At 72.7% G+C, this 12,812-nt stretch carries 11 protein-coding genes; 8 read left to right on the top strand and 3 right to left on the bottom strand.

Going from position 1 to position 12,812, the window contains the following annotated elements; translation table 11 throughout:
• Positions 1 to 37 precede the first annotated feature (37 nt).
• Positions 38 to 1,189 (bottom strand): DMT family transporter, encoded by a 1,152-nt coding sequence (locus KHP12_RS13510; RefSeq protein ID WP_086882922.1) that lies wholly within the window; start codon positions 1,187 to 1,189, stop codon positions 38 to 40.
• Between KHP12_RS13510 and KHP12_RS13505 the strand changes: the two genes are divergently transcribed.
• Both KHP12_RS13505 and KHP12_RS13500 read left to right on the top strand, forming a co-directional pair.
• Positions 1,188 to 2,636 carry an aminotransferase-like domain-containing protein gene (locus tag KHP12_RS13505; protein ID WP_210610177.1) on the top strand — a complete coding sequence of 483 codons (1,449 nt, stop codon included), beginning with the start codon at positions 1,188 to 1,190 and terminating at the stop codon, positions 2,634 to 2,636. The two genes, KHP12_RS13510 and KHP12_RS13505, sit on opposite strands and share 2 nt — an antisense overlap.
• Before the next feature lie 578 nt (positions 2,637 to 3,214).
• Complete coding sequence (locus KHP12_RS13500) at positions 3,215 to 3,787, top strand: histidine phosphatase family protein (protein ID WP_210610179.1); 573 nt, start codon at positions 3,215 to 3,217, stop codon at positions 3,785 to 3,787.
• Between the two features lie 61 nt (positions 3,788 to 3,848).
• Here KHP12_RS13500 and KHP12_RS13495 read toward each other — a convergent pair whose 3' ends face one another.
• Positions 3,849 to 4,376 carry a GNAT family N-acetyltransferase gene (locus KHP12_RS13495; RefSeq protein ID WP_086883482.1) on the bottom strand — a complete coding sequence of 176 codons (528 nt, stop codon included), beginning with the start codon at positions 4,374 to 4,376 and terminating at the stop codon, positions 3,849 to 3,851.
• Positions 4,377 to 4,514: 138 nt separating this feature from the next.
• Between KHP12_RS13495 and KHP12_RS13490 the strand changes: the two genes are divergently transcribed.
• On the top strand, positions 4,515 to 6,734 hold the full coding sequence (locus KHP12_RS13490) for an NADP-dependent isocitrate dehydrogenase (protein WP_086883479.1): 2,220 nt from the start codon (positions 4,515 to 4,517) through the stop codon (positions 6,732 to 6,734).
• A gap of 98 nt (positions 6,735 to 6,832) precedes the next feature.
• Here the strand turns inward: KHP12_RS13490 and KHP12_RS13485 are convergent, their stop codons facing one another.
• Positions 6,833 to 7,420 (bottom strand): TetR/AcrR family transcriptional regulator, encoded by a 588-nt coding sequence (locus KHP12_RS13485; RefSeq protein WP_086883478.1) that lies wholly within the window; start codon positions 7,418 to 7,420, stop codon positions 6,833 to 6,835.
• A 71-nt stretch (positions 7,421 to 7,491) separates the two neighbouring features.
• On the opposite strand from KHP12_RS13485, the gene KHP12_RS13480 reads away from it, so the two are divergent.
• The 5 genes from KHP12_RS13480 to KHP12_RS13460 all read left to right on the top strand — a co-directional run bounded on the left by KHP12_RS13480 (position 7,492) and on the right by KHP12_RS13460 (position 12,808).
• Positions 7,492 to 8,385 carry an NADP-dependent oxidoreductase gene (locus KHP12_RS13480; RefSeq protein ID WP_086883477.1) on the top strand — a complete coding sequence of 298 codons (894 nt, stop codon included), beginning with the start codon at positions 7,492 to 7,494 and terminating at the stop codon, positions 8,383 to 8,385.
• A 94-nt stretch (positions 8,386 to 8,479) separates the two neighbouring features.
• Positions 8,480 to 9,508 (top strand): N-acetyl-gamma-glutamyl-phosphate reductase, encoded by a 1,029-nt coding sequence (argC, locus tag KHP12_RS13475; protein WP_086883476.1) that lies wholly within the window; start codon positions 8,480 to 8,482, stop codon positions 9,506 to 9,508.
• Entirely contained in the window at positions 9,505 to 10,659 is a 1,155-nt protein-coding gene (gene argJ, locus KHP12_RS13470) for a bifunctional glutamate N-acetyltransferase/amino-acid acetyltransferase ArgJ (protein WP_037964498.1), read from the top strand. The genes argC and argJ overlap by 4 nt, the downstream gene beginning before the upstream one ends.
• Positions 10,656 to 11,609 carry an acetylglutamate kinase gene (argB, locus tag KHP12_RS13465; RefSeq protein WP_211832993.1) on the top strand — a complete coding sequence of 318 codons (954 nt, stop codon included), beginning with the start codon at positions 10,656 to 10,658 and terminating at the stop codon, positions 11,607 to 11,609. Before argJ ends, argB begins: the two co-directional genes overlap by 4 nt.
• Positions 11,606 to 12,808, top strand: a complete 1,203-nt coding sequence (locus KHP12_RS13460; RefSeq protein WP_037964502.1) for an acetylornithine transaminase — start codon at positions 11,606 to 11,608, stop codon at positions 12,806 to 12,808. The genes argB and KHP12_RS13460 overlap by 4 nt, the downstream gene beginning before the upstream one ends.
• The last annotated feature ends 4 nt before the right edge of the window (positions 12,809 to 12,812 follow it).

Below are 12,812 nucleotides of genomic sequence, written 5' to 3'. Positions count from 1 at the left end.
TGCGGTCTGCTGAGGGCATGCGATCCCTGAGGCCAGTCTATGGCCGGTTGTCCTGGTTTGCTCCTGCCGGGGGGTGATTCGGGTCCGCCGTTTCCGGGATCCGTCCGGCCTCTCCGACGGTTTCGGCCGTGCGCGTCCGGCCGGGGCTGGAGGCCCGCACCACGCCCGCCGGGACCCGGGCCCGCTGTGTCACCCCGATGCACACCAGCACCGCGACGGCGGCGATCGGGGCGGCGGGGGTCAGCGTCTCGCCGAGCAGCAGCACCGACCACACCAGGGTGAGCAGCGGCTGGGCCAGTTGGAGCTGGCTGGCCCTGGTCACTCCGATGGCGGCCATCCCCCGGTACCAGACCACCATGCCCACGAACTGCGAACCCACCGCCAGCCACAGCAGTCCGGCCACCGCGCGGCCGCCGAGGTGGACGTCCTCGGCCGACAGTGCGAGCACCGCGCCCGGCACCGACAGCGGCAGACAGCCCACCAGCGCCCAGCCGATCACCTGCCAGCCCGGCATATGGCCGGCCAGCCGGCCGCCCTCGGTGTAGCCCGCGGCGCACAGCAGCAGCGCGCCGAACAGATACAGATCGCCGGTGGTGGGCGCGCCGCCGCTCTGCTGCACCGCGAAGGCGATCACGACCGCCGCCCCGGCCAGCGCCGCCGCCCAGAACACCCGCGAGGGCCGCACCCCGGTGCGTACGGCCGAGAAGGCGGCGGTGGTGAGCGGCAGCAGGCCGACCACCACGGCCGCGTGCGCGGTGGTGGAGGTCTCCAGGGCGAGCGTGGTCAGCAGCGGGAAGCCCACGACGACCCCGGCCGCGACGACCAGCAGCCCCGGCCAGTGGCGGCGGTCCGGCACCGGGACCCGCAGGGCGGCCAGCGCCCCGCCCGCGATGAGCGCCGCGAGCACCACCCGGCACGTGGTCACCGACCAGGGGCCGAGGCCGGTGAGCGCCCAGGCGGTGGCGGGGAAGGTGAGGGAGAAGGCGGCCACGCCGAGCGCGGCGAGCAGGGTGCCGGTGCGGAGCGCGAACGGTGTCGGGAGCGCCGGGGTCGCGTGAGTATCGCCCCGGCCCGGGGTGGGGCCGCCGTGCGGGGCGGGGTCATCACCCCGGGCGGGGCCGTCACCCGCGGTGGGATCACCGCTCACCGCTATCGCACTGCTGTCAGTAGCGCTATCCTGGGCTGTCATGCAACAGCGTAGCAGTGTGGTTGAGCTGGCGGAATCGCTGCGGAAGGATCTGGACCGCTACTCACCTGGAGAGAAGCTGCCATCCAGCCGGGCCCTGGTCGAGCGCCACCGGGTGAGCCCGGTGACCGTCTCCCGCGCCCTCGCCGCGCTGGCCGCCGAAGGGCTGGTGGTCACCCGCCCGGGCGCCGGTGCCTTCCGCGCCGAGCGCCCCCGGGCCGGGGCGCCCCGGCCCGGGGACACCTCCTGGCAGGAGGTCGCGCTGAGCGTGGAGACGGCCGGTGAGTCGGTGCCGCGCTCGGTGGACGCCACCGGCGTCCTGGCCACGCTCGCCGCCCCGCCGCCCGGGATCCTGGAGTTCAACAACGGCTATCTGCACTCCTCGCTCCAGCCCGAGCGGGCGCTGGCCGCCGCCCTGGCCCGCGCCGGGCGGCGGCCGGGGGCGTGGGGCCGCCCGCCCGTGGAGGGGCTCCCCGAACTGCGCGCCTGGTTCGCCCGGGAGATCGGCGGCCCGGCCGGGGCCCTCGGTGCCGCCGACATCCTGGTCACCGCGGGCGGCCAGTCCGCGCTCACCAGCGCGCTGCGCGCCCTCGCCCCACCCGGCGCGCCCGTCCTCGTCGAATCCCCGACCTACCCCGGGATACTCGCCGCCGCCCGTGCCTCCGGGCAGCGCCCCGTCCCGGTCCCGGTGGACGCCGACGGGGTGCGTCCCGATCTGCTCGCCGAGGCGCTGCGGGCGACCGGCGCGAGGGTCTTCGTCTGCCAGCCGCTGTTCCAGAACCCCACCGGTGCGACGCTCTCCGCCGAGCGGCGCCGCGAGGTGCTCGCGATCGCCCGTGAGGCGGGCGCGTTCGTGGTGGAGGACGACTTCGCGCGCCGGCTCGTCCACGAGGACGCGGGCCCGCTGTCCGCCACCCTCGCCGCCGACGACCCCGACGGGGTGGTGGTCCACGTCTGCTCGCTCACCAAGGCCACCTCGCCCAGCCTGCGAGTGGCCGCACTCGCCGCCCGTGGCCCCGTGCTGGAGAGGCTGCGCGCGATCCAGGTCGTCGACAGCTTCTTCGTGTCCCGCCCGCTCCAGGAGACCGCCCTGGAACTCGTCGGCGCGCCCTCCTGGCCCCGCCATCTGCGCACCGTGGCCGCCGAGTTGCACACCCGCCGCGAGGCGCTCGTCACCGCCGTACGGCGGGAGCTGCCCGCGTTGGAGCTGCGCCATGTCCCGCCCGGCGGCTACCACCTGTGGCTGCGGCTGCCCCAGGGCACCGACGAGGCCGCCCTGGCCTCCGCCGCGCTGCGCGCCGGGGTCGCCGTCGCCCCCGGCCGCCCGTACTTCTGCGCCGAACCGCCCGCGCCACATGTCCGTCTGAGCTTCGCGTCGGTGGCGGGTACCGGGGAACTGGCCGAGGGGGTGCGGCGGTTGCGCACCGCGTGCGAGGAGGTACTGGCGTAGGAGCTGCCCGGCGAACCGAACCGCCTGCGCCGGGCTGTCCCCCTCCCCGCCCCTTCCCGAACCCGGGGCTCCGCCCCAGGCCCCGGACCGGGGCTCCGACCCAGGCCCCGTATCGGGGCTCCGCCCCAGGCCCCGTACCGGGGCTCCGCCCCAGGCCCCGTATCGGGGCTCCGCCCCAGGCCCCGTACCGGGGCTCCGCCCCAGATCCCGGCCCCGGGCTTCGCTCCAGGCCCCGAGCCCGGGGCTCTGCCCCAGACCCCGGCCCCGGGCTCCGCCCCTCCCCGCGGCATCGATATGCGGCTCCGCCGCGTGGCGGGGCTCCGCCCCCGGACTTGGGGTCCAGGGGCGGAGCCCCTGGTATCGGGAAGGGGCGGGGAGGGGAAAGGGCGGCGGAGCCGCACATCGACACAGCCCCCGCCCCTCCGGGGCGTCCGCCACCCTGCCCGCCACCCACGATGCGCACGGTGTTCACGCGACGGCCGCTTCGAGCCGCCCAGCGACCCGGCGCACACCGAAAGGCGCTGCTCTTCTCCTGGTTACGGGCCCTGGAGCCGCGGCCGTGACCTTACGATGCCGGGATGACGTTTCGGCTGACGCTGGTCGCCGCCGGCCGCAGCTCCTCCCGGCTGGGGGAGCGCTTCGGCGACGACCGGCCGCTGGATTCGGAGGGCCGGCTCGCCGCCGAGCGCGCGGCCCCCGGGCTGCTGCCGCTGGCCGCGGCGGAGCTGCGCTACTGCTCGCCGTCGACCCGCAGCCGGGAGACCGGCGACGCGCTGGGCTTCACCCCGCTGGTCCAACTCGCCCTGCGCGACTGCGACATGGGCCGCTGGGCGGGCCGTTCCCTCGCCGATGTGATGGCGCGCGAACCCACGGAGGTGGACGCCTGGCTCGGCGATCCGCGCTCATCACCGCACGGCGGGGAGTCGCTGCACGCGTTCATCATGCGGATCGGCGGCTGGCTGGACACCCGCCCGGCCGAGGACCACGCCAAGATGGTGGCCGTGGCCGACCCCGGGGTGGTCCGCGCCGCCCTGATGTACGCGATCAAGGCGCCGCCGCACTGCTACTGGAACGTCGACATCCGCCCGCTCTCCACAGTCACCCTCACCGGCCGGGCGGGCGAGTGGCGGCTGCGCGTGGACGGTGCGTGAGAGTGGACGGTGCGTGAGAGTGGTCGGTGCGTGAGAGAAGTAGAACGCGAGGGCCTCCCGCTCACGGGGTCAGCTCCTCGGCCAGCAGATCCATCAGCAGGCCGTCATGCCACGTACCGTCGGCGCCGCGCTCATAGGACCGCATGACGCCGACGGGCCGGAAGCCGACCTTGGCGTAGCACCGGATCGCGGCGGCGTTGTCCGCCGCCGGGTCGATCACGATCCGGTGGTGGCCGTGGTCGGCGATCAGATGGCGGGCCAGGGTGCGTACGGCGTCGGTGCCCAGCCCCCGCCCGTGCATCGCCGGGTCCAGATAGATGTCGATACTCGCGTGCCGGTACTCCGGATCGGCCTCGGCCGACCACTGGATCATGCCGATCACCACGCCCTCGTCCTCGTCCCCGTCCCCGTCCTCGATGGTCAGCTGCTCGGCGCCGGGCTCGGCCAGGTCCTCGAGCACGGCCGCCACCAGGTCCTCGCCGCCCCGCCAGCGCGCGTACACCTCGGGCGTGGCGCGGATCGCGGCCAGGGAGGGAACATCGGAAGGGACGGTGGGGCGCAGCACCACCCGCGCGCCCCGCAGAGTCATCGGCATGGACCGGACGATCCCATCGGAGCGCGTGCCGTGACCAGGGCGCGGCTTTCTGCCCAGGGCCCTTTCGGGAAAGCACTCGGCACCGGATATCTTGATGTCGAGCAATGTTGCAGACGTGGAGCGGAGCACCCGGTGACTGACTCGACCATCATCTATACGCACACGGACGAGGCCCCTGCCCTCGCGACGTACTCGTTCCTGCCGGTGATCGAGGCGTATGCCTCCACGGCCGGGGTCGGCGTCGAGAGCCGGGACATCTCCCTGGCGGGCCGGATCATCGCCCAGTTCCCCGAGCACCTGGAAGAGGGCCAGCGCATCCCCGACGCCCTCGCCGAGCTGGGTGACCTTGCCAAGACCCCCGAGGCCAACATCATCAAGCTGCCGAACATCTCGGCCTCGATCCCGCAGCTGAAGGCCGCGGTCGCCGAGCTCCAGCAGCAGGGCTACGCGCTGCCGGACTACCCGGACGACCCGAAGACCGACGAGGAGCGGGAGATCCGCGCCCGTTACGACAAGGTCAAGGGCTCCGCGGTGAACCCGGTGCTGCGCGAGGGCAACTCCGACCGCCGCGCCCCCGCCTCGGTGAAGAACTACGCCAAGGCCAACCCGCACCGCATGGGCGCCTGGACGGCCGATTCCAAGACCAATGTGGCCCACATGGACACCGATGACTTCCGCTCCACCGAGAAGTCCGTGGTGATCCCGGAGGACGGCTCGCTGCGCATCGAGCTGGCGGGCGACGACGGCTCCACCACCGTGCTGCGCGAGTCGGTACCGGTGCTGGCGGGCGAGGTCGTGGACGCCTCCGTGATGCGCGTCGCGGCGCTGCGCGAGTTCCTCTCGGCGCAGGTGGCCCGCGCCAAGGCGGAGGGCGTGCTGTTCTCGCTGCACCTGAAGGCCACGATGATGAAGGTCTCCGACCCGATCGTCTTCGGCCACGGCGTACGCGCCTTCTTCCCCAAGACCTTCGCCGAGCACGGTGAGACCCTCGCCGCCGCCGGTCTGACCCCGAACGACGGTCTGGGCGGCATCCTCAAGGGCCTGGAGGGCCTGCCCGAGGGCGCGGCGATCAAGGCGTCCTTCGACGCCGAGCTGGCCGAGGGCCCGGAGCTGGCCATGGTCGACTCCGACCGCGGCATCACCAACCTGCATGTGCCGTCCGACGTCATCGTCGACGCCTCCATGCCGGCCATGATCCGCACCTCCGGCCACATGTGGGGCCCGGACGGCGAGGAGCACGACACCCTCGCGGTGATCCCGGACAGCAGCTACGCCGGGATCTACCAGGCCGTCATCGACGACTGCCGCGCCCACGGCGCCTTCGACCCGGCCACGATGGGCTCGGTGCCCAACGTCGGCCTGATGGCGCAGAAGGCCGAGGAGTACGGCAGCCACGACAAGACCTTCGAGATCCCCACCACCGGCACCGTCCGCGTCCTGGACGGGGCGGGCAACGCGGTCATCGAGCAGGTCGTCGGCGCCGGTGACATCTTCCGGATGTGCCAGACCAAGGACGTGCCGATCCAGGACTGGGTCAAGCTGGCCGTCACCCGCGCCCGCGCCACCGGCGACCCGGCCGTCTTCTGGCTGGACGAGGGCCGCGCCCACGACGCCAACCTCATCGAGAAGGTCAAGGCGTACCTGCCGGAGCACGACACCGAGGGCCTGGACATCAGGATCCTGGCCCCGGTCGAGGCGATCAAGCTCTCCCTCGAGCGGATCCGCCGCGGCGAGAACACGATCTCGGTCACCGGCAACGTCCTGCGTGACTACCTGACCGACCTGTTCCCGATCCTGGAGCTGGGCACCAGCGCCAAGATGCTCTCGGTCGTCCCGCTGATCAACGGCGGCGGTCTGTTCGAGACCGGCGCGGGCGGCTCGGCGCCCAAGCACGTCCAGCAGCTGGTCAAGGAGAACTACCTGCGCTGGGACAGCCTGGGCGAGTTCCTCGCCCTCGCGGTCAGCTTCGAGCACCTCGCGCAGAAGACGGGCAACGCGCGGGCCCAGGTCCTCGCCGACACCCTCGACCGGGCGACCGGCACCTTCCTCGCCGAGAACAAGTCGCCCAGCCGTCGCGTCGGCGGGATCGACAACCGCGGCAGCCACTTCTACCTGGCCCTGTACTGGGCCCAGGAGCTGGCCAAGCAGACCGACGACACCGACCTGGCCAAGGCGTTCGCCCAGCTCGCCGAGACGCTCTCCGCCCAGGAGCAGACGATCGTCGACGAGCTGCTCGCGGTCCAGGGCTCCCCGGCCGACATCGGCGGCTACTACCACCCCGACACGGCCAAGGCCGCGGCCGTCATGCGCCCGTCCGCGACCCTCAACCAGGCCCTCGCCACCCTCGGCTGACCCGCCTGGCGCGCCTGACGCACCACCGCACCACACCGCCCCCGGCCGGCACTCGCCCGGCCGGGGGCGGTCCCTGTTTTACCTGGAGGAACAGTTCCTCACGCCCGCCGGGCCGGTGAGGCGACCTCCCAGGCCGCCTCGATCATCCGGAAGATCTCGTCCACCGCGGCCTCCGGATCGGCCGCCTCACGGGCCAGCGCATAGGCGTCGATCACGAACCTCGCGATCGTCCGGCAGGCCGTCGTGGTCCGCGACAGCCCGGGATCGTTGGCGATGGCCGCTGCCAGCGACTCCGCATGGCGCAGCCTCATCGACTCCTCGTACTCCCGCAGCGCGGGCGATGCCTCGATCATGTGCCAGATCGGGGCGGCGCCGTCCGCCGTGCAATGGCGCACCAGGGCGTGGACCTCACGGCGCAGCGCGGGGAGGAGCGGCGCGTCCGGCGCCCGGCCGGTGACCGCCTGTGTGAGGCGTTGCTCGAAGTCCTGGTCCTGCTCGAACACCAGGGCCTCTTTCGAGGTGAAGTGGGAGAAGAGCGTGGTGACGGCCACGTCGGCCTCGGCGGCCACCTCACGGATGCCCACCGCCTCGTACCCGCGTTCCAGGAAGAGCCGCAGGGCGGTATCGGCGATCTTCTGGCGGGTCGCGGCCTTCTTGCGCTCACGGCGTCCGGGCGGCACGGTCATGTCTCTCACGCTATCAAATCCAAAACCGAAACCGTTTTTAAACCCTAACGGTTAGTGTTACGGTCGGCGGCATGAAGAGAGTGAGCTTCGCCGAGTTCGGCGGTCCGGACGTTCTGCAACTCATCGACGCCGAGGAGCCCCACGCGGGCCCCGGCCGGATACGCATCGCCGTGCGGGCGGCGGGCGTGAACCCCGTCGACTGGCGGATCCGTGAAGGCCAGGTCCTGGGGGCCCATCCGACCGTGTTGCCCTCCGGAGTCGGGCTGGACGCCTCCGGGGTCGTGGACGAGGTCGGCGAGGGCGTCGAAGGGGTCGAGGTCGGCGACCGTGTGTTCGGCGAGGGTTCGAGCACCTATGCCGAGTTCGCCGTGCTGTCGGCCTGGGCCCGGATGCCCGAGGGGCTGACGTTCGAGGAGGCGGCCGGATACCCCTCCGTGGTGGAGACCGCGCTGCGCGTCATCCGCGAGGTCGGCGTACGGCCCGGCCAGACGCTGCTGGTCAGCGGCGCGTCCGGGGGAGTCGGCTCGGCGGTGCTCCAGATCGCCCACGACCGCGGCATCACGGTGATCGGCACGGCCGGGGCCGCGAACCAGGACTATCTGCGGAGCCTGGGTGCCATCCCCACGACGTACGGCGAGGGCTGGGTCGAGCGGGTGCGGCGGCTCGGCCGGGTCGACGCGGCTCTCGACCTGGCCGGTTCGGGGGTGATCCGCGAACTCGTCGAGCTGACCGGCGATCCGCGGAAGGTGATCTCCATCGCCGATCTCGGCGCGCCGGAGCTCGGCGTCCGGTTCTCCGGCGTGGCCGGGAGCGTGCCGGAAGCGCTCGCCGAGGCCGTCGACCTCATCTCGCGGGGAAGGCTCCACATCCCGGTGGAGAAGTCGTACCCGCTCGCCGGGGCCGCGGCGGCGCATGTCGACAGCCAGGCCGGTCATACGCGCGGGCGCCGGGTCATCGTCATCTGAGCCGCTTCACCTCGGCCGTGGGAATCCGGCCACCCTTTGCATAAAGCTGTCGTCGAACGTATAGTCATGCCATCATCTAGGGAGGACGACGGCGATGGCCATACGTGCTGCGGTGGCGGGCGCGAGCGGATACGCGGGCGGGGAACTGCTGCGGCTGCTGCTCGCCCACCCCGAGGTGGAGATCGGCACCCTGACCGGAAACTCCAACGCCGGACAGCCCCTCGCCGGGCTTCAGCCCCATCTGCTCCCGCTGGCCGGGCGGGTGCTGGAGCCCACCACCGCCGAGGCGCTGGCCGGGCATGACGTGGTCTTCCTGGCCCTGCCGCACGGGCAGTCCGCCGCCGTGGCCGAGCAGCTCGGGGACCAGGTCCTGGTCATCGACTGCGGCGCCGACTTCCGGCTGAAGGACGCGGCGGACTGGGAGAAGTTCTACGGTTCGCCGCACGCCGGTACCTGGCCCTACGGCCTGCCCGAGCTGCCCGGCGCCCGCGCCGCGCTGGAGGGCGCCAAGCGCATCGCGGTGCCGGGCTGCTACCCCACCGCCGTCTCCCTCGCGCTCTTCCCGGCGTACGCGGCCGGGCTGCTGGAGCCCGAGGCGGTCATCGTCGCCGCCTCCGGAACCTCGGGCGCGGGGAAGGCACCCAAGCCGCATCTGCTGGGCAGCGAGGTGATGGGCTCGATGAGCCCGTACGGCGTCGGCGGCGGCCACCGGCACACCCCCGAGATGATCCAGAACCTGTCCGCCGCGGCGGGGGAGCGGGTGTCGGTCTCCTTCACCCCGACCCTCGCCCCGATGCCCCGCGGCATCCTCGCCACGTGCAGCGCCAAGGCCAGGCCCGGAGTCACCGGGGAGAGCCTGCGCGCCGCGTACGCCAAGGCGCTGCGGGACGAACCGTTCGTCACCCTCCTCCCCGAGGGCCAGTGGCCCTCCACCGCCGCCGTGTACGGATCCAACGCCGCGCTGCTCCAGGTCGCCCATGACGAGGCGGCCGGCCGCGCCCTCGTGATCAGCGCCATCGACAACCTGACCAAGGGCACCGCGGGCGGCGCGGTGCAGAGCATGAACATCGCCCTCGGCCTCCCCGAGGAGCTGGGACTTTCCACGATCGGAGTCGCTCCATGAGCGTTACGGCAGCCCAGGGCTTCACGGCCTCCGGCGTCGCGGCAGGGATCAAGGAGAACGGAAACCCCGACCTCGCACTCGTGGTGAACACCGGCCCGCGCCTCGCCGCCGCGGCCGTCTTCACCTCCAACCGCGTCAAGGCCGCCCCCGTCCTGTGGTCCGAGCAGGTCATCAAGGGCGGTCAGGTCTCGGCCGCCGTCCTCAACTCCGGTGGCGCCAACGCCTGCACCGGCCCGCTGGGCTTCCAGGACACCCACGCCACCGCCGAGAAGGTCGCGGAGGTCCTCGGCCACAGCGCGGGCGAGGTCGCCGTGGCCTCCACCGGGCTCATCGGCGTCCGGCTGCCCATGGACGCGGTGCTGTCCGGGGTCGGCAAGGCCGCCGAGGCGCTCTCCCCGCACGGCGGCGAGAAGGCCGCGATCGCCATCAAGACCACCGACACCGTCCACAAGACGGCCGTCGTACAGAGCCCGGCCGGCTGGACCGTGGGCGGTATGGCCAAGGGGGCCGGGATGCTGGCCCCGGGCCTGGCCACCATGCTCGTCGTCCTCACCACCGACGCCGACGTGGACGCCCCGGGGCTGGACACCGCGCTGCGCGCCGCCACCCGCACCACCTTCGACCGGGTCGACTCCGACGGCTGCATGTCCACCAACGACATGGTGCTGCTGATGGCCTCCGGCGCCTCCGGCGTCGCCCCCGACACCGCGGAGTTCGCCGAGGCGGTCCGCGAGGTCTGCGCCGATCTCGCCCGCCAGCTGATCGGGGACGCCGAGGGCGCCTCCAAGGACATCCGGATCGAGGTCGTGGGCGCGGCCACCGAGGACGACGCGGTGGAGGTGGGCCGCTCGATCGCCCGTAACAACCTCCTCAAGTGCGCCGTGCACGGCGAGGACCCCAACTGGGGCCGGGTGCTCTCCGCGATCGGCACCACCTCGGCCGCCTTCGAACCGGACCAGCTCAACGTCGCGATCAACGACGTCTGGGTGTGCAAGAACGGCTCGGTGGGCGAGGACCGGGAGCTGGTCGACATGCGCTACCGCGAGGTCCGCATCACCGCCGACCTGTCCGCGGGCAGCGCCTCGGCGGTCATCTGGGCCAACGACCTCACCGCCGACTACGTCCACGAGAACAGCGCTTATTCCTCATGAGCCAGCCGACCGCCACCCGTAAACACACCGCTCTGCCCAAGGCCCGCATCCTCATCGAGGCGCTGCCCTGGCTGACCCGGCACCACGGCAAGACCGTGGTGGTCAAGTTCGGCGGCAACGCCATGGTGGACGACGAGCTGAAGGCCGCCTTCGCCCAGGACGTCGTCTTCCTGCGCCACGCGGGTCTGCGCCCGGTCGTCGTCCACGGCGGCGGCCCCCAGATCAGCGCACAGCTGGACCGGCACGGCCTGGTGAGCGAGTTCAAGGCCGGGCTGCGGGTCACCACCGACGACGCCATGGACGTCGTACGGATGGTGCTGGCCGGACAGGTCCAGCGCGAACTGGTCGGGCTGCTCAACCGGCACGGCCCGCTGGCCGTCGGCATGACCGGCGAGGACGCGCATCTGATGTCCGCCACCAAGCACTTCGCCGAGATCGACGGCGAGCAGGTGGACATCGGCCGGGTCGGCCAGATCACCGAGATGGACACCGGCGCGGTCCGGGCCCTGCTGGACGACGGCCGGATCCCGGTCGTCTCCTCCATCGCCCGCAGCGCCGACGACGGCCATGTCTACAACGTCAACGCGGACACGGCCGCGGCCGCCCTCGCCGTCGCGCTGGGCGCCGAGACGCTGATGGTGCTCACCGATGTCGAGGGCCTCTACGCCGACTGGCCCAACAGCGACGAGGTGATCAGCAAGCTCACCGCGAGCCAGCTGGAGAAGCTGCTGCCGGAGCTGGCCAGCGGCATGGTGCCGAAGATGGAGGGCTGTCTGTACGCCGTGCGCCACGGGGTCACCACCGCCCGGGTGCTCGACGGGCGGGTACCGCACTCCATCCTGCTGGAGATCTTCACCGACGAGGGCATCGGCACGATGGTCCTGCCGGACGGGACCGCGATCGGCAACGACGACCAGGACAGCGACGGCGACAAGGGGGAGGACCAGTGAGCAACGCGGAGCTGAAGCGGCGCTGGCAGGGGGCGCTCATGGACAACTACGGCACCCCCCGCCTCCCGCTCACCCACGGTGAGGGCACCAAGGTCTGGGACGCGGACGGCAAGGAGTACCTCGACTTCGTCGGCGGTATCGCGGTCAACTCCCTCGGCCATGCCCACCCCGCCGTCGTCCGGGCGGTGTCCGACCAGATCGCCACCCTCGGCCATGTCTCCAACCTCTTCGTGGCAGAGCCCCCGGTGGCGCTCGCCGAGCGGCTGCTCCAGCTCTTCGGCCGCTCCGGGCGCGTGTACTTCTCCAACTCCGGCGCGGAGGCGGTCGAGGCCGCCTTCAAGATCGGGCGGCGCACCGGGCGCACCCATATGGTGGCCACCGACGGCGGCTTCCACGGCCGCACCATGGGCGCGCTGGCCCTGACCGGCCAGCCCGCCAAGCAGGAGCCCTTCCTCCCGCTGCCCGGCGATGTGACCCACGTGCCGTACGGGGACGTGGAGGCGCTGCGCGCGGCCGTCACCACCGACACCGCCCTCGTCATCCTGGAGCCCATCCAGGGTGAGAACGGCGTCATCGTGCCGCCGGCCGGCTATCTGGCCGCGGCGCGGGAGATCACCCGGGCCACCGGCACCCTGCTGGTGCTCGACGAGATCCAGACCGGCATCGGGCGGACCGGGCACTGGTTCGAGCACCAGGCGCAGGGCGTCGAGCCCGATGTCGTCACCCTCGCCAAGGGGCTCGGCGCCGGGCTGCCCATCGGCGCCACCCTGGCCTTCGGGCCCGCGGCCGATCTGCTGACCCCGGGTCAGCACGGATCGACCTTCGGCGGCAACCCGGTCTCCTGCGCCGCCGGTCTCGCCGTCCTCGACACCATCGCCGCCGACGGCCTCCTGGACCGGGTCAAGCGGGCAGGGGAGCGGCTGCGTAACGGAATCGAATCGCTCGACCACGCATCGGTCGCCCGGGTCCGCGGCGCCGGGCTGCTGCTCGGTATCGTGCTCACAGAGTCCCTCGCGCCGCAGGTGCAGAAGGCGGCTCAGGACGCGGGACTCCTGGTGAACGCGGTCGCGCCGGATGTGGTCCGGCTCGCCCCGCCGCTCGTCATCTCCGACGGCGAGGTGGACACCTTCCTCCGGGAGCTGCCCGCCGTCCTGGACGCCGCACATGAGGGAGACGGGGAACGACGAGCCGGAGACTGACGAC

Origin of the sequence: Streptomyces asiaticus, assembly GCF_018138715.1 — a bacterium.
Lineage (GTDB): Bacteria > Actinomycetota > Actinomycetes > Streptomycetales > Streptomycetaceae > Streptomyces > Streptomyces asiaticus.
This window is presented reverse-complemented; position numbering and strand designations above follow the sequence as displayed.

What these genes read in the sequence shown, in the direction of transcription:
- KHP12_RS13485 (WP_086883478.1), bottom strand. Translation starts at nt 7,420, where the DNA reads ATGACCGTGCCGCCCGGACGCCGTGAGCGCAAGAAGGCCGCGACCCGC.
- KHP12_RS13505 (WP_210610177.1), top strand. Translation starts at nt 1,188, where the DNA reads ATGCAACAGCGTAGCAGTGTGGTTGAGCTGGCGGAATCGCTGCGGAAG.
- KHP12_RS13495 (WP_086883482.1), bottom strand. Translation starts at nt 4,376, where the DNA reads ATGACTCTGCGGGGCGCGCGGGTGGTGCTGCGCCCCACCGTCCCTTCC.
- KHP12_RS13500 (WP_210610179.1), top strand. Translation starts at nt 3,215, where the DNA reads ATGACGTTTCGGCTGACGCTGGTCGCCGCCGGCCGCAGCTCCTCCCGG.
- KHP12_RS13510 (WP_086882922.1), bottom strand. Translation starts at nt 1,189, where the DNA reads ATGACAGCCCAGGATAGCGCTACTGACAGCAGTGCGATAGCGGTGAGC.
- argC (WP_086883476.1), top strand. Translation starts at nt 8,480, where the DNA reads ATGGCCATACGTGCTGCGGTGGCGGGCGCGAGCGGATACGCGGGCGGG.
- KHP12_RS13480 (WP_086883477.1), top strand. Translation starts at nt 7,492, where the DNA reads ATGAAGAGAGTGAGCTTCGCCGAGTTCGGCGGTCCGGACGTTCTGCAA.
- argB (WP_211832993.1), top strand. Translation starts at nt 10,656, where the DNA reads ATGAGCCAGCCGACCGCCACCCGTAAACACACCGCTCTGCCCAAGGCC.
- argJ (WP_037964498.1), top strand. Translation starts at nt 9,505, where the DNA reads ATGAGCGTTACGGCAGCCCAGGGCTTCACGGCCTCCGGCGTCGCGGCA.